12 protein-coding genes are annotated in these 21,330 nt (G+C 43.3%); 10 read left to right on the top strand and 2 right to left on the bottom strand.

Annotation, left to right across the window (positions count from 1 at the left end):
- Positions 1–162 precede the first annotated feature (162 nt).
- Together HNQ41_RS02520 and hcp are read left to right on the top strand one after the other, a co-directional pair.
- A complete protein-coding gene (locus tag HNQ41_RS02520; protein ID WP_184663079.1) occupies positions 163–453 on the top strand; it encodes a DUF4870 domain-containing protein in 291 nt (96 codons plus the stop codon).
- Positions 454–642: 189 nt separating this feature from the next.
- Entirely contained in the window at positions 643–2,295 is a 1,653-nt protein-coding gene (hcp, locus tag HNQ41_RS02515; protein ID WP_184662854.1) for a hydroxylamine reductase, read from the top strand.
- A gap of 820 nt (positions 2,296–3,115) precedes the next feature.
- Here hcp and HNQ41_RS02510 read toward each other — a convergent pair.
- Positions 3,116–4,627, bottom strand: coding sequence for a BCCT family transporter (locus HNQ41_RS02510; RefSeq protein ID WP_184663078.1), 1,512 nt, complete (start codon positions 4,625–4,627; stop codon positions 3,116–3,118).
- Positions 4,628–5,000: 373 nt separating this feature from the next.
- On the opposite strand from HNQ41_RS02510, the gene HNQ41_RS02505 reads away from it, so the two are divergent.
- The gene (locus HNQ41_RS02505) at positions 5,001–6,599 is read left to right on the top strand and encodes a M20/M25/M40 family metallo-hydrolase (RefSeq protein WP_184662853.1); all 1,599 of its coding nucleotides are present in this window, start codon (positions 5,001–5,003) and stop codon (positions 6,597–6,599) included.
- 552 nt (positions 6,600–7,151) lie between these two features.
- Here the strand turns inward: HNQ41_RS02505 and HNQ41_RS02500 are convergent.
- Entirely contained in the window at positions 7,152–9,287 is a 2,136-nt protein-coding gene (locus HNQ41_RS02500) for a BMQ_0737 family morphogenetic spore coat protein (RefSeq protein WP_184662852.1), read from the bottom strand.
- A gap of 555 nt (positions 9,288–9,842) precedes the next feature.
- Here HNQ41_RS02500 and HNQ41_RS02495 point away from each other — a divergent pair.
- The 7 genes from HNQ41_RS02495 to HNQ41_RS02465 all read left to right on the top strand — a co-directional run bounded on the left by HNQ41_RS02495 (position 9,843) and on the right by HNQ41_RS02465 (position 21,295).
- Positions 9,843–10,862 carry a Wadjet anti-phage system protein JetD domain-containing protein gene (locus HNQ41_RS02495; RefSeq protein ID WP_184662851.1) on the top strand — a complete coding sequence of 340 codons (1,020 nt, stop codon included), beginning with the start codon at positions 9,843–9,845 and terminating at the stop codon, positions 10,860–10,862.
- Entirely contained in the window at positions 10,847–12,364 is a 1,518-nt protein-coding gene (locus tag HNQ41_RS02490) for a replicative DNA helicase (protein WP_184662850.1), read from the top strand. The genes HNQ41_RS02495 and HNQ41_RS02490 overlap by 16 nt, the downstream gene beginning before the upstream one ends.
- Complete coding sequence (locus tag HNQ41_RS02485) at positions 12,354–13,088, top strand: DUF6063 family protein (RefSeq protein WP_184662849.1); 735 nt, start codon at positions 12,354–12,356, stop codon at positions 13,086–13,088. The genes HNQ41_RS02490 and HNQ41_RS02485 overlap by 11 nt, the downstream gene beginning before the upstream one ends.
- The gene (locus HNQ41_RS02480; RefSeq protein WP_184662848.1) at positions 13,088–17,557 is read left to right on the top strand and encodes a coiled-coil domain-containing protein; all 4,470 of its coding nucleotides are present in this window, start codon (positions 13,088–13,090) and stop codon (positions 17,555–17,557) included. The genes HNQ41_RS02485 and HNQ41_RS02480 overlap by 1 nt, the downstream gene beginning before the upstream one ends.
- Before the next feature lie 372 nt (positions 17,558–17,929).
- Positions 17,930–18,547: a hypothetical protein gene (locus tag HNQ41_RS02475; RefSeq protein WP_184662847.1), complete on the top strand. Its 618-nt coding sequence runs from the start codon at positions 17,930–17,932 to the stop codon at positions 18,545–18,547.
- Between the two features lie 23 nt (positions 18,548–18,570).
- Positions 18,571–19,227: a hypothetical protein gene (locus tag HNQ41_RS02470; RefSeq protein ID WP_184662846.1), complete on the top strand. Its 657-nt coding sequence runs from the start codon at positions 18,571–18,573 to the stop codon at positions 19,225–19,227.
- 232 nt (positions 19,228–19,459) lie between these two features.
- The gene (locus HNQ41_RS02465; RefSeq protein WP_184662845.1) at positions 19,460–21,295 is read left to right on the top strand and encodes a UbiD family decarboxylase; all 1,836 of its coding nucleotides are present in this window, start codon (positions 19,460–19,462) and stop codon (positions 21,293–21,295) included.
- Positions 21,296–21,330: the final 35 nt, after the last annotated feature.

Genomic DNA, 21,330 nt, shown 5'->3' with positions numbered 1-21,330 from the left:
TTCCAGCTATGTTTACTATACTAAAGAATGTAGTATTGATAGTTGAAAATGAACACCGAAATTAAAGTGGTGATATGAGAATGGGAATCTTGTAAAATGGAAAGACTGATCGTTCAAAAAAGGGGGTGAAGTTTAAAAGTGAAGGATGAACATTTGCTTGCGATGTTGATTTACTTGTTAAGTTTTTTTACTACGATTATTGGTCCTTTAATTATTTGGCTTTTGAAGAAGGATGAATCGGAATTAATTGATCACCATGGGCGTGAGTATTTTAATTTTACCATTTCATTTATGGTGTATATGGTTGTTGCAATTATTTTAACAATGGTGTTGGTTGGGATCTTTTTGGCGTTTATTATTCCGGTTATTGGATTTATTATTACGATTGTTGGTGCAGTGAAGGCATATCATGGGGAGTATTATCGGTTGCCGTTGATTTTTCGGATTTTGTAAAAAGTGTTTAACATAAAGAAGAACAGCTGGCCGGATGGTGGGTCAGCTGTTTTTTGTGTTTTTGACAGAAACGTGACGTTTTATCGGCGATTGTTTCGTTGTGATTCAAATCACTACATAGATGTTATAAATCATGTAATCTAGCATTGTAATCAGACGATGAACTTTGCTAGGGGAGGTTTTTATCATATGAGTATGTTTTGTCATCAGTGTCAAGAAGCGATGAAGAACATTGGATGTAACATGGATGTTGGGGTTTGTGGTAAAACGAGTGAAGTAGCGAACCTACAAGATTTGTTAATTTATACGTTAAAAGGGGTTGCTGAGTTTAACCAGCAAGCAAGAATGATTGGAATGAATCGTCCAGAGACGGATCGTTTAATTATGGACGGATTGTTCTCGACAATTACGAACGCGAACTTCGACGACGAGTCAATTTCTAAGCGTATCGATGCTGCTATAGAAACACGTGAAGCGATCAAGAGTGCTTTAGAAGAAAAAGATGCACTCGCAGAAAAGGAATATCAAGACTATGCAACTTGGACGGCTGAGCGTCATGAATATGAAGCGAAGTCCGAAGAAGCGCCAGTCGGTATTTTAGGTACAGAAAATGAAGACGTGCGTAGTTTGCGTTCTTTAGTACTATTTGGCCTTAAAGGAATGGCTGCTTACGCAGAGCATGCTGACAACTTAGGGTACCAAAATGAAGAGATCTTTGACTTTGTCGAAAAAGCATTGGTCGCAACGGAAGATGATTCACTAAGTGCTGATGACCTCGTTGCATTAGTAATGGAAACTGGTAAGTATGGTGTAGATGTAATGGCGTTATTAGATGAAGCGAATACATCTTCTTACGGAAACCCAGAAATGACAGAAGTTGAGATTGGCGTTCGCAACAATCCAGCGATTCTAGTTAGTGGTCATGACTTGAAAGACTTCGAAGAGTTACTTGAACAAACAGCAGGTACAGGTGTAGACATTTATACACACTCTGAGATGTTGCCAGCGAACTACTACCCAGCGTTTAAAAAGTATGACCACTTCGTTGGTAACTACGGAAACGCTTGGTGGCAACAGAAGAAAGAATTCGAAAGTTTCAACGGGCCAGTTCTATTTACAACAAACTGTATCGTACCACCGAAAGCGAGCTACCAAGACCGTATCTACACAACAGGTGCGACAGGTTACCCTGGATTTAAGCATATCGAACCACGTGAAGAAGGTGGCAAGAAAGACTTCTCAGAAATCATTGAGCACGCGAAGCAATTGCCAGCACCAACTCAAATCGAAGAAGGAACGATCGTCGGCGGATTTGCTCACAACCAAGTGACGCAACTTGCAGACAAAATCGTTGACGCAGTGAAATCAGGCTCGATCAGTAAGTTCTTCGTGATGGCAGGTTGCGACGGCCGAATGAAGTCCCGCGAATATTACACAGATTTCGCACAAACACTACCAGAAGATACAGTCATCCTAACAGCAGGTTGTGCGAAGTACCGTTACAACAAGCTACCACTTAATGATATCGGTGGTATTCCACGCGTACTTGACGCAGGGCAGTGTAACGACTCTTACTCCTTAGCTGTTGTTGCGATGAAACTAAAAGAAATCTTTGAACTTAACGATATTAACGAACTACCTATCGAATACAACATTGCTTGGTATGAACAAAAAGCTGTTATCGTATTGTTAGCACTTCTACACCTCGGCGTAAAAGACATTAAGCTTGGTCCAACACTACCAGCTTTCCTTTCACCGAATGTTGCAAACGTGCTTGTTGAAAAGTTCGGCATCAGCGGCATTAATGAAGTAGAAACAGACATGGAAACAATGATGGCGTAAATCATTGTGCAAATGAAATAACAAAGAAGCCGGAGCACCAATAGGAAGGTAACTTTTCCTATTGGTTGCCTTTTGCATAAAAAAACGAGAACCTCTAGCATGTGCTAAAGGTTCTCGTTTTGTTAACACCCTAGGGGACCCAACCAACCCACATCACTTTTAAAACTTGTTGCGGTTAATTTGATATCGTTGTTTTAACGATTATCACTTATTAGGGCTTGTGATGTGTGTTTGTTCCGTTTGTTTCGCAGGAAACGTAGACAGGTTATTTTCGTGTCATTAATGACTTGCAAGATAACCTTATCATTTGTTTTGTCGTTTCAGGCTCATGTTTGTGATTAGCTATTTACGTTTTACACATTTTGAAAACTAATCTTCATTCCATAAGCCAAGACTTTCAACCTTACTACAGATTGCTCTGTACACTTCATTGGTTTGCGCTTATTTAAAACGGAACCAACTTGGATGGTTGAGTCTCCTATGGTGTTAACGAAATGTTTTTATCTTTTCTTTAATTGTATTATAACATAGCGTTCGGATGAATTGTGTGAACATTTTGTTAATTTTAACTTTGTACTTAAGTTTTGTTAAAAAATATCTTGAGAATGCGCGGAGAAGTGTTATATCCCCATCTGAACCTAGTTCGTTTTTTCTATACGAATCGAGAGCAAGTGGAGGTGGTTGGGTTCCTTTCATCTGTGTTGCTCAGTTTTTCTTGTGATGCTGTGCAGTATTAAAGGGTAGGTGCTACTTCGGTAGCACCTACCCTTTACTTCAATAAAGAAAAGCTAGGAGAATCATCTCCTAGCTTCATTTGTGTTTATTGTTTTTTTGGTTCTGGTTTAGGGATTAAGCCTTGATCGTAGGCCATTGTTTTGGCTACTTTCGGTGCGAGCCAGAGTGTTGGCAATAAGATTAAGGACACTGGAACAGCGCTAAAGACGATAAATGATTGTAGTGCGCTGATGCTACTTTCTCCGAGGAAGAGAAGAACTGACGCGACTGCGCCCATAAGTACTGCCCAAAATACACGTAAACCTTTTGCTGGATTTCCGCCACCAGTTACGGCCATGGAAATTGTATAGGACATTGAGTCACTTGTTGTCGCTACGAAAATAATTGTAACGAGAAGGAAACCTACAGCAAGTGCTGTTCCGAATGGCATTTGTTCAATGATCGCCATCATTGCAGCGGGCATTCCACCTTCAGTTAACGGGTCGGAAACGGATCCGGCATTTTGCAGTTCGTAGAAAATACCTGATCCACCGACAACAGTGAACCAAAAGTTTGTCACAATCGGAGCGATGACCGCAACAGCTACAACAAGCTGGCGAATCGTTCTTCCGCGGGAAATTCTACTGATAAAGATGGCCATCATCGGACCGTAGCCGATAAACCAACCCCAGAAGAAAATCGTCCAGAACGATAACCATGCAGCGTCTCCACGATATAAACTCACCATTAGAAAGTCTCTCGTGTAAACACCGAAGCCACCGATAAAGGAATCGATAATAAATGCACCAGGACCGAGTAAAAGAACCAGTACGATGAGAATGAGTGTAAAGATCACGTTATAACGGCTCAATATTTGGATTCCCCGGTGAACACCTGTAACTGCGGAAATTGAAGCAATGGCAACCAAGCTTAAAACAACGATAATTTGTGTTGTAAAAGTGTTCGGAATACCAAACAATGCATCTAAACCGTAAGCGGCTTGAAGGCCTAAGAAACCGATTGGACCAATTGTACCTGCCGCAACGGCGATGATTGAAAATGCATCGACCAACGTACCAAGGACACTATTTTTCATAATCTTCTCTCCGAAAATCGGATAGAGAAGGGTACGTGGTTTCATTGGCATACCTTTATTGTAATGTCCATACATAAGGACAATTGCACTTAATGTACCTAAAATCGCCCAAGCGAGAAAGCCCCAGTCTAAAAATGATTGGACTAACGCAGGGATAACAGCATCCGCCGTTCCACTGACATCGTCATACATCGGGGGTGTTGTAAGGAAGTGGTTCATTGGCTCAGCAGCTGCCCAAAAAACGCCTCCTCCTGCTAATAATGTACACATAATGATGGAAATCCATTTGAATGTACTGAATTCCGGTTGATCATCTTCAGTATTTCCGAGTTTTACATGACCGTATCTCGAGAAACCTATAATTAAAGCAATGATAAAAGTTAGTAACATGAAAACTTGCCAAAAGGCACCGAAATAATCCGCAGAAAACTGAAATGACGTGTTTACCATGTCAGTGACAAATGATGCATTGATTAAAGACATGATGACAAACGCAATTAACAATCCTCCACTTATGGCCATAACGGGCCAATCAATCTTATGATTTTGATTCAAAGTTTAGCCTCCTATCGAATGTGAGTGATTTGTTTATTAACCTTCCCAAATCACACAAGATGTAATTATAACAAAAACAATATATATCGCAATAAAAATATTTTGGTTAGAACTTATTTGTCGTCTAATTACGGTATTAATGTGTGTAATTTTCACTCATATTATCCTTTTTTTTTGCCAACTTGTGAGAAGTAGTGTATTGATACTGATGGAAAGCGAAGTTAGGATATTGTAAATGTCTCTTCTTCTTCCAAAAGGGTTTGAATATTGATTTGACATAGGTGGGGATCGAGTTTATATTTGTCTGAAAATTCAATAACGACAAGTTGGAGGGAGTTTGGTGAAGAAGAGGTTATGGGAAACGTCTGAGGAGATGCGTGAGTTGGTGTGTGAGTTAGTTGGTTGGGAGAGTGTTACGTTGTCTGATGGGGAGAGGGTGTTTCCTTATAAGTTGCGGGGGAAGTTGTTGGGTTTGGATTATTTTAATAAACGTCCAGAAGCGGTGTCGCTGCATGGTGTTGATGAGGGGCGCTCGTTTTTAACGGCGGTATATGAGCATGATGATGCGAAAAAGACGGTTGTGTTAATGAGTCACTTTGATACGGTGCAGACGGATGAGTATGGTGGCTTGGAGCCGTTGGCTACTCAACCTGATCGTTTGACGGAGGCGTTGGGCGACAGAAAGGACGTGTTGCCGAAAGCGGCGCGGGCTGATCTCGAATCTAGGGCGTATTTGTTTGGGCGTGGGACGATGGATATGAAAGGCGGGCTTGCTTTACATATGTCGTTGTTAGAGAAGGCAAGTGTTGAGGGCTGGCCGATCAATCTTGTGTTACTTACTGTCCCTGATGAGGAAGTGAATTCAGCGGGGATGCGTGCTGCTACGAGGGAGCTGGTCCGGTTACGGAAAAAGCATCGTTTTGATTACTCGCTATTTTTAAATAGTGAGCCGTCATTTGCTCAAGGTCCAGGTGATGAGACGCACTACTTTTATACAGGTACGATGGGTAAAATGATGCCGGCGGCGCTGATTTACGGAAAAGAAACGCATGTTGGCGAACCGCTCAGGGGGATGACGGCGAATTACATTGCTTCTTTTTTGACGCAGCGGATCGAGTGGAACGATCGGTTTCGAGAAACGATCGGCAAGCAATCGACGCCGCTTCCAGTTTCTCTTTCGCAAAAGGACTTGAAGTTTCATTATTCGACGCAAACGCCATACAGAGCTACTGCACTATACAACGTATTTATAATGAAGAAAAATGCGTCTGATGTTCTCGATTTATTTGTCGATGAGGCGGAAAAAGCAGCGAAAGAGTGTAATACTCGCTATAAATCGTTGTGTGAGCGGGAACAGGTTGCTGGAGTTGGAGATGTGCAAGTTTTACGTTACGAAAAGCTTTTACGTCATGCGCAGGGGAAGTTTGGCAAGAAAAAGGTTGATGCGTGGGTAACTGAGGTGACGGAGCGAGAAGATTTCGACGATCGGGACAAGTCACTTGCGGTTGCAGATAAACTGATGACCGAGTGTTCAGAGCTTGCGCCAGCGATTGTCGTGCTATTTGCACCTCCATATTATCCGGCAGTGAATACGTCTGACGATCCGAAGCTGTTGGAGTGGTTGAAACAAGTGAAAGATGAAGCAGGTCACCGTGGTGTTGATCTAGCACAGACTGATTATTTTAATGGTATCTGTGATTTGAGTTACGTGAATGGTCACGATGGTGAGAGTGAGATGCAGGCGTATAAAGAGAATACACCTGTTTGGGGGCGCACATATGAAATTCCGTTTGATATGATGGCAAAATTGCAGGCGCCTGTCTTGAATCTTGGTCCATTTGGCAAAGATGCTCATCAACGGACTGAACGCCTTCATATGGATAATGCGTTTGTCCACACACGAGCGATGTTGGAGCGGCTCTTAAGAAGTATGTTTTAATTCATATATTCATTGAAAGGAGGACAACCGTCCTCCTTTTTTAGTCGTTCACTTTGTTGTTGATTTCGTTAATCCGAACCCATCTTTAAATAGGATGAAAACAAAAAGATGTTTTCTTAAAGAATGTTTCTCCTGATTTGACGATCGGGGCGTCAAATTGCGGTAAATTGAACGACATATAGCGACGCATTCCCCTTCTATAATCTGAGGTTTAGAGGGAGAGGTTCACTGCGTCGGGAAGGTCTAAGCATATGAATTTTTCTTGAACATTTCAATATTATAGGGCTGTCCAGTTTAATTTTTGTATAATGAAAGAGAGGGATGGATTTTTAACGAATGAAATGAAAACCCTTACAAAGTGGTGGGAGGAGTGGGCGATTTGAATGGTCTCAGATTGCGATTAATGTATTTTATGTCCGTGCCACTGATTTACATCTTAGGTGTTCTAATCATTACGTTTTTGGTTTCTTCTCTTGAATGATTGTGTACGATGGAGGCACCGCTGACGGTGTCTCTTTATATATGAAAAAAGGGGGCAAAACGCCCCTAGCATTAAAAAAACGCCCACTCGAGTCTCCGTTCCTCAGCACGCCAAACTTTTTCGACTTCTACCTCACGAACGATCCAGTCGTACACTTTCGTTGTGCGGATCGCATGAGGTTCGCGTAATTCCACTTCCATGTCAGTAACCGCTAGAGTTTCATCGGACTCTTCAAACTCCTTACGCGGCGAGCAGAACTTTCCGTTCACTTCCACGACCGCCTCGTATTCTGCCTGAACACTTAAGCAAAAGTGAACATTTAAGTGTAGTCCATGGAATATCGGCTTTCCATCTACATCATTTTTGCAAATCAGTGTCGGCTCACATTCAAACGTCGTGAGGCGACAATGAATGTCCGTCCCTTTAGGGGCGCATAAAATAAAGGTTTGCAGTTTTGAAAATGGTAATGGTTTTGTCACCATTCTTCCTTCGGCACTTTCAACGGTGACGACGACCCACCCCCGAATTTGAGCGTGAACTTTTTGTAAAGTGGCTTCTTCGTCACCTACGATAACTGAGATGTTTTCGCGCCGGAGAATGTTGCAGGTAATCGCTTGAGGATCATTTTTTTTGACAATTTCACCGTGTTCGTTTGTTAAATGGCAACGTACGAATGGCTGCGTGAACATACATGGGTTTAGGTTGATATCGGTTGTGTTTGTGTCGTTTTCGTCTGTTGGCCATGGATATGTTGTTTTTGAGGTATCTTCACCCGGTTCTAATGTTGGTAAATGGTATTCCTCATTTGAATCAGGGTGTGTGACGGTGTCGGTTGTTTCGTTGTCTTCTGTGATCGGTTTGGTCGTTGTGGTGTTATTTTCTGTTAGATTTTCTTGCAACGCGAAGTTCACAATCGGGGTGATGCCTGATTTAATTTCTACTGCTCTTGTTGCTTGTTGGTAATTTGGGTTGTCGGCGACGATATGGTATTGTCCAGCGCTCACTCCTTCGATTAAATATTCTCCATCTCCATTACATTTAAGGGTACGGATCAAAATTTGTGTTTTGTCGTCAAAAAGGTGAATAACCGTGTTCGCTAACGGTTCACTGTTCGAAGCGGAAGTCACCATACCTGAAACGACAGCTTCACGTTCTTCTAAATCAAAGTTAATTGTAGCTGTTTCATGGGCCTCGATGGTTACTGGTGCTGTATCGGATCCGTAATGGAGGTCGGATACGATGATGTAATAGGTATCTGCGCTAAGTCCGTTGAGGGTGTAGTTTCCATTTGTATCTGTGATGGTCGTCCTGACGATCGGCCCAGCTGGTGATGGGTGCCGGACGATGACCATGGCTCCTTGAATGATTTTTTGTGTGTTGGCGTCTCGCACTGTGCCGTTTATTGTGGATGGTTTTTTTGTCAGTGAGAAGTGGGTGGTTGTTTGTTGATTGTCGTTGATCGTGATCATTTCTGTTTGACTGGTATATTTAGCTTTGGTGGCGACGATTGTGTATTGACCAGGTGAAAGGTTGATGTCGTATGTGCCAGCGGAATCTGTGACTCTTTCAATAAGGACGCCTGTATCATCTAAAATTTTCACGGTGGCTCCGTTCATGGGCTCAGAGGTTTCCTCATTTTTGATAACGCCGGTAAGTGATCCGGTTGATTTTGATAAGTGAACGGTTAATGAGCGATGATCGTTCGCTGATAAAATGATGGTTTGTGAAAGTATACCGAAATCATCTGTGCGAGCGGTGAATGTAAGTGTTGTGCCTGGTAGGCCATGGATTGAAAAAGATCCTTGTTCGTCGGTGTGATCAAATCCAAGGATGAATCCGCTCATATCGCGAATCACGACTGTCGCATCTGGAAGGGGTTGCTCGTTTTCTTCATTGAGGACATACCCTGTTAATGTCGCGGGATTTGCTTGTAACGTGATCGTGATGTCTTTCGTTTGATTTTCTTCGATTTGTACGGCGACATTTTCGGTGACGAATCCTTCTTTGCTTACTGAAACGAAATAAATGCCCACTGTCATGTTTGCAAATTGAAAAGTTCCTTCGTGATCTGTGAGGGTCGTTTTTAGTAAACGATATTCTTCATCATATAGAAGCACATAGGTGTTATCCCCTGTGATTGACGCTTCGTTTGTATCAATGATGTTTCCAATCATGTCTCCAACAGAGCGATCACTTTGCAAAGTCACGTAAAACTTCACCTCCATATCTGGGTCATGGCATATAGTTTAGGGTATTCGCTGGGATGAGCAGTGTTCACAAAGGTTGTGAAGAAGAACGCCTAATTGTTGGGGCGAATGATAATTTCGATGAGTCGAGATAGATGAGCGGTTTATGAGTGAAACTTTAGACATTATGAATCAATTTCATATACGGATCATAAAAGGTGGCTGAAACGAAAGACGGTGACTCCCAGAGGATCAAGCGCAGTCTGAAGATCCACTTATGCGAGGCAAGGCCATCGCATAAGTTAGCTGAAGACAAGTCCTCGGGAAAGCGTCCGTCTGAAGTGGAGGCCCCATTCATTATTTGGATTTCAATATCTTATTTTGAATGAGGACATTCATTCTTTATGAGTGAGTCGGGACTAAATGCCTACCTAAGTGAGTCGTGAAACGAACGCGCACCTTAGACGAATCATTCAAAGTGTCTATGATATAATGAAAATACGTTGTCTAGATAAGAATCAATGTGTCGATACTAGAAAATGGTCGATAGACTGTTAAATAATAGGTGTGATTTTGATGAAAGAGCAACTCATTGAACAACTGAAAAATCGTCGTAAAAAGAAGCTGACGTTAAATGAGTTAGAACAAATGATGCCGTCACATATGACATATGAAGCGTTCGCTGAGCTGGTTGTATCACTGCAACAAGAAGAAAAACTCATTCCGGTTAAAGCGAGTGGGGAAAATGGTCGTAAACCGTCGCTTCCTTATGCGTTTAAAATCAATCACACAGCGCTCAATCAATCGTTTCGTGAGCAATTGGAAGATGCACTGATTTCATTTCACCCGAACATTCCGATTGATAAATATTTTCGTCTTGGTGAAAAAGCTTGGAATCAAGACTTCCCTTATCTACAGCAGATTGACCGTTACTTAAAAACGAATGGTTTGCCTGAACGAGATGCTTCGCTTCCTCAACGTTCGTATGATATTACGGGGGATGAGAAGTGGCTCGAGCGCGGGGGTATCCGTTTGCTACAGAAGCTGAACTTATTGGATGTGATGAAACTAGAAGCGAACCCAGACCCGCTAATGGTCTCTGTGGATATAAAGAAAGGTGACCGTGGTGAGCACGTTCATCTGATCGTTGAAAATAAGACGACGTATCATCATTTAAAACGGGCGTTACCAGATACGCCGTTTACGAGTCTTGTATATGGTGCGGGGTGGCGTGTTGTGGCGAATATTGATGCGCTTCCGAGTCAACTTCATGCGGAAGAGGCGATGCACATTTACTATTATTTTGGTGATTTGGATGAAGAAGGGATTCATATTTGGTCGGCGGTAAATGAGCGCTGTGGGGCGATTCCGGCTGTGCCGTTTTATGAGGCGCTTCTTTCTACACCTCCATACAGTGGCAAGAATCAGCAAAGAAATGAGTCAGAAACGATTGTGCGGTTTTCGGCTTCTTTTTCGGAATTATCTCAAGAAAAACTACGTCTAATCCTCAATAATGATCAATACATACCCCAAGAAGCATTACAAGAATCAACGTTACAACAGATTTGGAGGGACGCGGAGTGGATGAGCTCGTAAGTTCAGTGATTCGCGGTTATGGTGAGCGGATCCATCGGGTTCGTTTGATGCAGCCGCTTTATGATTTAAAACAATTGAAGCGTAAAGATGAGAACGGACGCGTGATTGATTACTTTACTCTAGGAATGCTTGCGCTATTATATTTTTTCAATGAAAAATTGAATCGCAATTATAAAACAGGAGTTCGTGAGTTAGCGGCGTTTTATAAACGTACACTTCACGAGTCTTGGCAATTGAGTGATGAAGCTTATGAATCGTACGCGCGCGTCGTCGTGGAAACGTTCCGTCCACCAGGTGGGAAGGGTTATGTGACGACGTATGATGATGTGGAGGCGGGTGAAGAGAGAACGCTCCAATATAAATTTTTGAAAGCGGACAAGCATGATATTGAAACGTACAGTCAGTATTATACGCTTGATGAACATGGGCTTGAGCTCGTGTTTGCGACGAAAGAGTTTTACGGTGAGTTTCAATTGTCGATCAATCAATTGCTTTTACGTCGACAGTTGGAAAAAGGTGAGTTTGCCAATGCGCTTAGGCAGATTGACGAAATGCGCTTGAATGTTGAAGAGTTACAAGGGCGTTTGCAGAAAGTAAAACACGAAGTGCAACGTAATATTATTTCCGAGGAAACGTTTTCGCGTTATGAATCGATGATTAACGACATTCATGAACGTTTGAAGCGGGAAGACGAAGAGTTTCAAGAGTTGCAGCAATTCGTTCGTGAAACGAGGCAGCACTTTGATTATAAAAAACAGACTGAGCGCGATGAGAAGGCGTATCGGATGATGATTCGGATCGATAAGGAGCTCGGTGATGTTCACTACGAGCATAGTATGTTGTTAAAACGGAGCATCGAGTTAAATTACACCGTTTTACAATCGGCGAAAGAGGCGATTTATCAAGTTGGTGTTGAGTCGTTTAATTTTGCGCAAGATTTAACGGCGCGGGTGTTTGCCTCCCCGTTGCCTGTGTCTTCGGCGCGTGTGCTGATGAATCCGACACTGTCGTTAGAGAAAACGGAAGGGTGGTCACCGCTCGCTGTTTTTGAGCGGCAACGGCTCGTGAATCAATCAGGGGAAGAAAAGGAAGAAGCGTCCTTTCTTGGTGTTTCGGAAGAAGGCAAGGAAGAACAATTTCGTGAAACACAACAAGAAAATTTTGCGCGCATCATGGCTTTTATTGTTTCGGTGATGAAAGGTGACGAGATGACGGTGCAAGAGATCATCGTTGCCATGCGTGAGGCAAGTCTCGGCGATTGGCTTACGCACCGTTCGTTTTATGATTTTTGGCTCATTTTACATCAACGCTCTCCCCTTGATGTATCGGAGTTAAAGGGAAGTGAAGAAGAAGGCGATTTATTTGAAAGGGCTGTTGCGACGTTGGACCTTGATGTACAAAAAGTCATTTGTAATGAGACGAACGAGGTCCTTCATATTGAAGGTCATTATATGAGCGATTTTCAGTTACGTTTTGTTCGGGAGGAATTCGATGCGATATGATCAGGAGCAAGTCACACAAGCATTTGCGATTTTTTCACGTTTGGCCGCTCATGGCGAGACGCATGAAGATGATTTACGGACCTATTTTGGTGATGATGCTGTGCGCGGAGTGCTCGACCTTTTTGCGCAGCAAGTGGAGTGTGTCATTATAACGGCTGGGGAAAAGATGTATTTGGTACCGAAAGCGACGACGTCGATGTATCACGTAAAAAATGACACGTTAAAGAAACGATACTTGAAAGCGAGCGCGAAAAATGAAGACCTTTATTTTATGTATTTTGCGGTTATCGTGTTGTTCGGGATGTTTTACGACAGTTATCAAACGATGGAACCGACGCTTGAATATACGTCTTTGAGTGAGTGGCTCGACCAGCTCAATGAACGGTTTGACGTCATTCGTGGTCACGATGAAGAGACGCTCGCTCGTGCGGAGGAAGATCATGAGTACAACTGGCGTTTGCTTCTAGAAAAATGGGACCAACTTGATGACTTGAAAGAAACGGTGAAAAAGCAGGACCGTCGTACGCAAAGTCGACTCGGTTTTTTAAATGGGGTAAAGCAGTTTCTCGAGGACCAAGGACTTGTTGATGATATTGGAAATCACGAATTAACGTTGACAGAAAAAGCGAAAGTGATCGTGCAAAAATATTATATGGACCTTGAACATAATCGCGGGATCCTTGAATTTATGTATCAATGGGAAGAAGCGGAGGTGAATGAATAATGCCATCGATTTCAAAAATTCGTTTTACGAATGTCGTCTATGAAGGTGGCGACAAGCGCTACAACGATGATCTTTTCCGTTTTGACGGTCACAATGGTGTGCTCATTTTAGAAAATGGCGGCGGGAAAACGGTGTTTATTCAAACGGCGATTCAGGCGATTTTGCCAAACTTCGAGGTGGCGGGCCGAAAAGTAAAAGACACGTTGCAACTACAAGGCAGTCCCGCTCACATTGCGATCGAGTGGATTTTGTCCGATCACCCACGGCGCTATGCGGTCACAGCGGTGACGCTTTATATGCAGGATGATGAGATCAAGCGCTACCGCTATGCGTACGAGTATGAAGAAGGGGACGCCCACGCCATTGAGCACTTGCCGTTTGCTCGTGAGGCATCAAGTGGTGGAGAACGTCCTGCTAGTACTGGTGAAATGGCGGATTATTATCACGATATGAAATCAAGGTATATGACGGCGGATACGTTTTCGACGGATAAAGCCTTTCACGAGCACCTCGGAAGTGCGTATCAAATCGTCGCTCGTGAATGGGAGAAAATCGCAGATATTAATGCGTCTGAAGGGGATGTCGAACAGTTTTTCAAAAAGTGTGAAACGACGCAACAACTCGTCGACCGCCTCTTAATTCCAACGGTGGAACAAGCGTTATCTGGAGATGGTTCGAAAGACTTTGCGGATATGCTTGAAGGCCAACGCGGTTATTTTAAAGAATACAATCAACTTCAAGAAAAAGTGAAGCAAACAAAGCTGATTCAAAAAGAGATCGAACAGCTCGTGAAAACGTATGAACACCGCCATGAAGCAGAAAAACAGTTAACGAAAGTGAAAGAAAAAGCAAAAGCATATCACCATGCGTTAACACAAGAAAAAGCGGAGCTCGAAGGAAAGTTGCAAGACGCCGAACGTAAACGAAAAGAACATCAAACCGAGACGGATCGTTTGAAGAGAAGGGAACATGCATTAGAAGTGGCCGTGAAAGAACAGTCTTTCCAAGAAGTCGAAGAACGTTTGCAAGCGGAACGACGAGCATATGACCGGATCGCTCAAGAATACGAAACGACCGAGAATCGCTATCAGCAATTAAGGCTCGCTCAAGTTCAACGCGATATGAAAGAAAATGAAGGCGTGCTTCATGAACTTCAAGTGCAATACGATCAACTAGAAAAAGATGAGACGATTGAGGCATTGCAATCTGAACTAGATGAAGTCAAGCAATACTTGCGCGGTTTGTATGAGCGGGAAAAGAAGGACGTTGATGAGAAGCGGCAGCAATTAACGTCACAACGTGAAGCGAAACAAGATGAAGAAACGGATATCGAAGGAAAAATTGAAGCTTTCCGTCAAGGAGAAGCGAAATGGGCTCGTGAAGTGACCGCTAAAGAAACGAAAATCTCTGATCGCAAAGAGCGCTTAGCTACCATCGAAAATGAATTGCAAGTTGAAGGAGAAAAAGCGCTCACCGAAAAAGAAACGGAATTAAACAAGCGCATTGAAGATTTACAACAAGCAATTCATGACCGTTATCAAACGATTCGAGAATATGAAAACAAGAAAGACAGATACGAACAAGATTTACAGGCATATCGTGAAGAAGAGCGTGAACTAAACCAAACATCTGCATCCTTACACGAAAAGAAAGCGGGATGGGATGAGGAAATGCAGCGGGTGCGCGCAAACATCCTATCACTTTTCCCGGACCTTTCAAACGTGCAAAGTTTGTATCGTCAAGAGTTGGAAATCTTAAATCGCCTTGAGGAGAAAGTGGAAAGTGTGCGTAACGAACGAGAAGCGTTGTTAACAGAAGAACGACGCGTGTTCCGTTGGGTGGATGATTATCGTGACAATGACATTTTTACTGCTGACCCGCAACTCTTTGCCTGGGTGAAGAGTTGGCAAGATCAATTTCATTATTTAGAGATCGGTACCTCTTGGATGAAAGATAAACTGGAACGTTTACAAGAAAAAGGTGATATCGAGGGTCAGTCCGTCGATTGGTCAGCGTGGACGAATGTGCTCGTCGTTTCCGATGACACGGAAGTTCATACCCTTTACAAAAAGCTCGAACAGAAAAAGGACGAAAATTATTATCCAGTAATCATTTATGCGCTTTCTGAAGCACGTACAAGGTTGAACACCCTTACCGGTAGCGGTGAACAAGGGCGTGCGCAGTCGTCTTCCTTGAAAGTTGTACCAGCTTATTGGGAAGACAATGTCGACCGAGAACATTTCAAGCACTGGAAACAAGCCAACGAGGCGAGGAGCCAACAAGTGCGTGACTATCGTGATGAGAAAGATAACGAAGTGACAACCTGGTCGCAAGCCCTTGAAAATGTTCGTCACTTTTTTAATCAGCATCCTCATGATGAGTACGAAAGTCTCCAACAAGAAGTGAGCGAATGTGATGAAAAATTAACGCAAACCCGCGATGCGATTAAACGTTGTGATGATGCGCGGATCGATTTGGAGAAAAAGCTTGAAACAGAGAAACAACAACAGCAAGAAGCAGAAAGTGCGAAGCCGGTTTTTGAACAACGGTTGCACCTTTGTAAAGAGGGGCAAAAGCTAGCGAAAAGCTTGCGGCAAGGCCGAATTGATAAGCAACAAGCTGAAGAGAAGCACCAACATAATGAGATCGCCCGCAAAGAGGCGGAAAAAGAGTTAACGAGCATTCGCGAAGTCATTTCAGACTTAAAAGAGGAAGCGATTGAAGTCGAGTCGCAATGGAAGAATTGGGCTGCGAATCCTGTATTTGAGGACTTAGGGGACGTGTCTCCTCGAACGACAAATGAAGGATTACAAGCACTGGCGTCCAGAAAAGAGGCGCTGACCCGACGTTTGAATGACGAGCAGCAAGACCGTGAAGTGTTACAAGTTCAAATCCAAGAAGCGCTCAAAAAACGCGACGATTTACACGCACGTCTAGCTGAAGTTGAAGCTGAAGCAGGTGACAACCTCGAACGTTTGCTGGAGTTCCCGATATACGGCGATGACGAATTAAGTCGCCTTCGCGAAAAAAGGATTGAACTGGCAGATGCAAAGGAAACCCAAGCGGAGAACGTATCACCTGTTAAATCGGAATATGAAAAGAAACAAGCCTTATTTCTGGACGAACGTGAACGTTTCCAAAAAGCGTATCCCGATGTTGAACTTGCGTCGTTTTCGTTGCCGCTTGATGAGGAGAAAGAGCGACTTGAGCGTGTGCGGGCGTCGTTAGCTGAGCAGGAGCGGGCGTTACAAAAGGCGGAGAAGCAGCTGCGGGAACAAGAGGAGAGTGTGACCACAGCGATCCATGACCTGGATATTGCGAATGCGGCATACGGGTTTATGGAAAGTGCGATCGAAGCGGCGCCACTTTCGGATCGTGAGCAAAATGAGATTGCTTATCAGAAACAGCGTGTGATTGAGGAGCGGAAGCAGCAATTGCAGCAGAGTCAGGATGTATTTGCAAAGCGAGCGCAGGCGGTTGTTGATGCGAAGGAAGATTACCGCCAGTTTTGTGATCGAACGATTAGTGATCCACGCTTGTTGCATCAAGCGAAGGAAGGGATTCGCGTACATGAGACATACGCTGATATTCGCGAGTGGTACGAGCGCATTCGTCATCAGACGGAGCGGATCATTCAAACCTCGGAAGCGAGTTTGCGTCACTACCATGAAGATTACGAGGAGTTTATCAAGCGACTGCACGCCTATCTCGTTGACATTCGCGCCGAATTGTTGCTTATTCCTAACAAAACGAAAGTACGCGTCGGTGAACAGACGAAAGCTGTTTATCAATTCACGGTGCCTGAATGGAATGAGCAAGATGGGAAACAATCCCTCCGTGAGCAGATCAATTGGATGATCAACGAGTTAGACAGTGATAAGTACAAGGATGAAAGCGGCAAAGAAGACCCGAGCCTCATCCGCAAAGCGATCGAGCAAAAAGTGCAAGTTAAGCAGTTGTTGCGCGTTGTGATGGGCAATGACACAGTGAAAGTGAAATGCCGAAAAGTGAGTAATGACGGGCGTTTAAGCAACGCACCGAAATCTTGGGAAGAATCGAATCGCTGGAGCGGCGGCGAAAAGTGGAGCAAAAACATGACCTTATTTTTAGGATTGCTTAATTACTTGGCTGAAAAGCAAGATCAAGTGCAACAGCGACGCGGCAAACGCAACCGCTCAGTGATTGTCGACAACCCGTTCGGTCAAGCATCGAGCAGTCACGTATTAGAGCCCGTCTTCTTTATCGCCGAACAACTCGGTTTTCAAATCATCGCCGTCACCGCCCACGCCGAAGGGAAATTCGTCCGTGACTACTTCCCAGTGATCTACAGCATGAAACTCGGCCAAGCCGAAGACGGCGTGCGAGCCGTCATGCAAAAAACAAAAGACATCAAAAAAGCTTACTTCCAAGAAGAAGACCCCGATGCCCTAATTCGTTTAGGAGAAGAAGAGCAGTTGCGGTTACTGTGACCAGTTTTTTTCTCACGAGCACCCTGACGTTGTTGTCGGGGTGTTTTTTTTGTTGGGGGTGCGTGCGTCGAGGTGGCGGCGGGGATCATGCACAAAAATGGAGGGGTTATACACAAAACTTGGGGTTTCATGCACAAAAATCGAGGAGGCATGCACAAAAACTTTGGGTTTCATGCACAAAAATCGAGGAGGCATGCACAAAAACTGAGGTTTTATGAACGAAACCTGACTGTTTGCGAACGAAAATCGACCTTCCGTGAACGAATGATGACTAAAGACCTATTCTCCAAAAAACGATCATCCAGCAAAATGGAAGTTAGTAAAAATGTATGTTAGAAAGGGAGTTTTCCCTTATTTAGAGGAGGTGTAGGTTTGCAAATTTGTCCGTCTTGTAACAGTGATAAATTAGTTGAGGAAAGTTCGATGGTTGTGCGAATTGTTTTATGTGTATTTCTTATTTTTATCATTCCTTTTCCGTACAATTTATTATTGGCTTTTATCCCGTTCGTCTTTCCTTATAAATATCAATGTGATGTTTGTGGGCTGCAACATGAAAAAGATGAGCTTGTAAATATAGATTGGCGTGAAAAGGAAGAGATGTATCAAACGCATCAATGGTTAGAAGAACAACTTACACCTCACCTAAACATGTGGATTGAAGATGACAACGAGAATGTATACAAAGTGGTGAAAGGGAATGGTCAATTTCTATTAATAGGTTGGGCCGAAGAAAGGTTGGAAGTCTATCGGATTTACAATATTGCATCGGATACTGAGCCTGTGACGTTGCATGCCACATCGAATGTGAGTCACTCTTTCAGGGTGAACGACTACAGCCCTAACCCTGAACGGACGGAATTTGGAGAAAGGGTTTTAACAACAGAGGAATTCAATGTGTTTAAAGAGGGAGATCAGAGAATGAAGCAATGGTTACAAGAAAACGAGCAATTGGCAGGTCAGTTAAAAATAGAATTTGAGAAAGAGGAGTAGACATAAGCAAAGGTTGTGATCGTTTGAGCGAAATAGAAGAAATCTCATTTCCTGAACCGAGTTTTCAAGTTTTTGAGTTTGTTAGGTTCAGTTTTGGTGCGCAATTGTCGATGGCGGTGCTTTTTCTCGTTCTGTTTATGAGTGCGGTGTTTATGATTTTCTTATCACTTAGATCGCCTTCAATGAGAAGGAAAGCGCTCCTTCTTGCAGTCCCTTTTTTGATCGTTTCATCTTTTCCGTTTACTGCACTTATGCAAGGGTATATGGGCTTTGTGGACGTACAACACGCTGAAGATGTTCAAAATATGCGTGAGAATTGGTTGGAGGCGGAAGTGTTGCCTGTATTAAAAGATCAAGATCGAAAACAGTACGAGGTGATGAACACGACGTACGTGAATCCTTGGATCAATGAAAACGGCTTGTACTGGATCGATGATAATTCAAAGACGAATGATTTATGTATACATGGTGCTGTGCTTGAACTAGAAAGTGAAGATGGTGAACGTTTTAATGCGACAGGACCGCTTGAAATCGTCAGTAGTGAAGATGCAGAAGGTTCTTTTTTGACAGCTTATTATATAGAAAATGGGATTGACGAAATCCTGCATGAAGGGCTATACCAAGGGAAATTGACAGTACCATCATCAATTTTTGAGAACTTGAGGCTTGATGATTGCTAGTTTAATATCGTGATCTCTGTTTTTAGTTAAGGGAAAAGAGGTGCTAAGAGAACCTTGCGGGGTTCTTTTTTTGTTATGATCTTCCTTGAAACAAGCTATCCTCTCACCGAAAAGTGACTATTTTTCGACGTCTTTCGCTAAACTTGGTCGCTGCTAGGTAAAAATGATAATATAAATAGTATAGAAAACGACAAGCATTTCACGAAACTATAAAAATAGGAGTTAGTGATATATGTACCGTAACTTAGAAGAATGTATCCTTGATTTAGAAAAGAACGGTCATTTGGTTCGCATCAAAGAAGAAGTTGACCCGTACCTCGAGATGGCTGCGATACACTTGAAAGTATACGAGGCTGGGGGACCAGCCTTGTTATTTGAAAATGTCAAAGGCTCGAAATTCCGCGCCGTGTCTAATTTATTCGGCACGCTCGACAGAAGTAAATTTATGTTTCGCGATACGATCGAAGAAACGCAAAATGTTATCACTTTGCGTGACGACCCGATGAGTGCATTAAAGCATCCTTTTAAAAATGTTGGTGCAGGGATGGCTGCATATAAAGCCCTTCCGAAGAAAAAGGCGAAAGGCGGGCCTGTCACCGCACAAGAAGTTAATATTTCTGATCTTCCGCAAATTCACCATTGGCCAGGTGATGGTGGCGCTTTTGTTACGTTACCACAAGTTTATACAGAAGATCCTGAAAATCCAGGAATCATGAACTCCAACTTAGGGATGTACCGTGCGCAGATGAGTGGAAATGATTATGAGAGTGATAAAGAAATTGGCCTCCATTATCAAATCCAACGTGGCATTGGCATTCACCAACAAAAAGCAAACGAACTCGGTCAACCGTTAAAAGTGAGTATATTCATCGGTGGCCCACCAGCGCATACGTTGGCAGCGGTGATGCCACTTCCTGATGGTATAAGTGAAATGACGTTTGCTGGTATGCTTTCAGGTCGTCGTGTTCTGTATAGTTATGATGAAGAGGGTCATGCCATTAGTCATGATGCTGATTTTGTCATTACAGGTGAAGTTCATCCAGGAGAGACGAAGCCAGAAGGCCCGTTTGGTGACCATTTAGGTTATTACAGTTTAGTGCATGAGTTCCCGTTAATGAAAATTAATAAAGTGTACGCCAAGGAAAACGCGATTTGGCCGTTTACCGTTGTCGGACGTCCACCACAAGAGGATACCGCGTTTGGCGACTTGATTCACGAATTAACAGGGGAAGCGATTAAAGGGGAGATCCCAGGCGTCAAACAAGTTCATGCCGTTGACGCTGCAGGCGTTCACCCACTCCTGTTTGCGATTGGTAGCGAGCGGTACACGCCTTATGAAGACGTACAGGAGCCTCTAGAGCTACTCACAATTGCCAACCGTGTGTTGGGGACAGGCCAGTTGAGTCTTGCCAAGTATTTATTTATTACCGCAGAAAAGGAACGAGAACTGGACTCACGTGATGAAATTGATTTCTTAACTTATATATTAGAACGTATTGATCTCAGACGCGACATTCACTTCCAAACGAAGACGACGATTGATACGCTTGATTACACGGGCACAGGCTTGAATAAAGGGAGTAAGGTGATCTTTGCGGCTTATGGCGATAAAAAGCGTGATTTATGTAAGGAGGTGCCCGAACCGTTGCAAGGCTTGCGTGATTTCACGAATCCGCGGATGGTGATGCCAGGTGTGGTTGCGGTACAGGGTCCAGCTTTTGCAAGTTATGAAGAGGCGCAAAAGCAACTGGCAGATTTTGAAGCTGCGGTTAAGGAAAAAGGCGAGCTTGAGAACTGTCCAATGATTATCTTATGTGATGACAGTACATTCATGAGTGAGACACTTAGTAACTTTTTATGGGCGACTTTTACAAGAAGTAACCCTTCTCATGATATTTACGGTATCAATAGTTACTATGAATTTAAACATTGGAGTTGTGACAACGTGATTATTGATGCGCGTACGAAACCGCATCACGCGCCGACGCTTACACCAGACAGTGACGTAGAGAAAAACATCGAACGTTTCTTTAAAAAGGGTGCGAGTTTAGAAGGAATTTTAGATTAAGTGAATTGTACATGATGTCCCTTCCCTTCCGCACA

Origin of the sequence: Texcoconibacillus texcoconensis, from assembly GCF_014202575.1 — a bacterium.
Taxonomy (GTDB): Bacteria; Bacillota; Bacilli; order Bacillales; family Salisediminibacteriaceae; genus Texcoconibacillus; species Texcoconibacillus texcoconensis.
The sequence above is the reverse complement of the archived record's forward strand: the minus strand, read 5'-3'. Positions and strand labels throughout refer to the sequence as shown.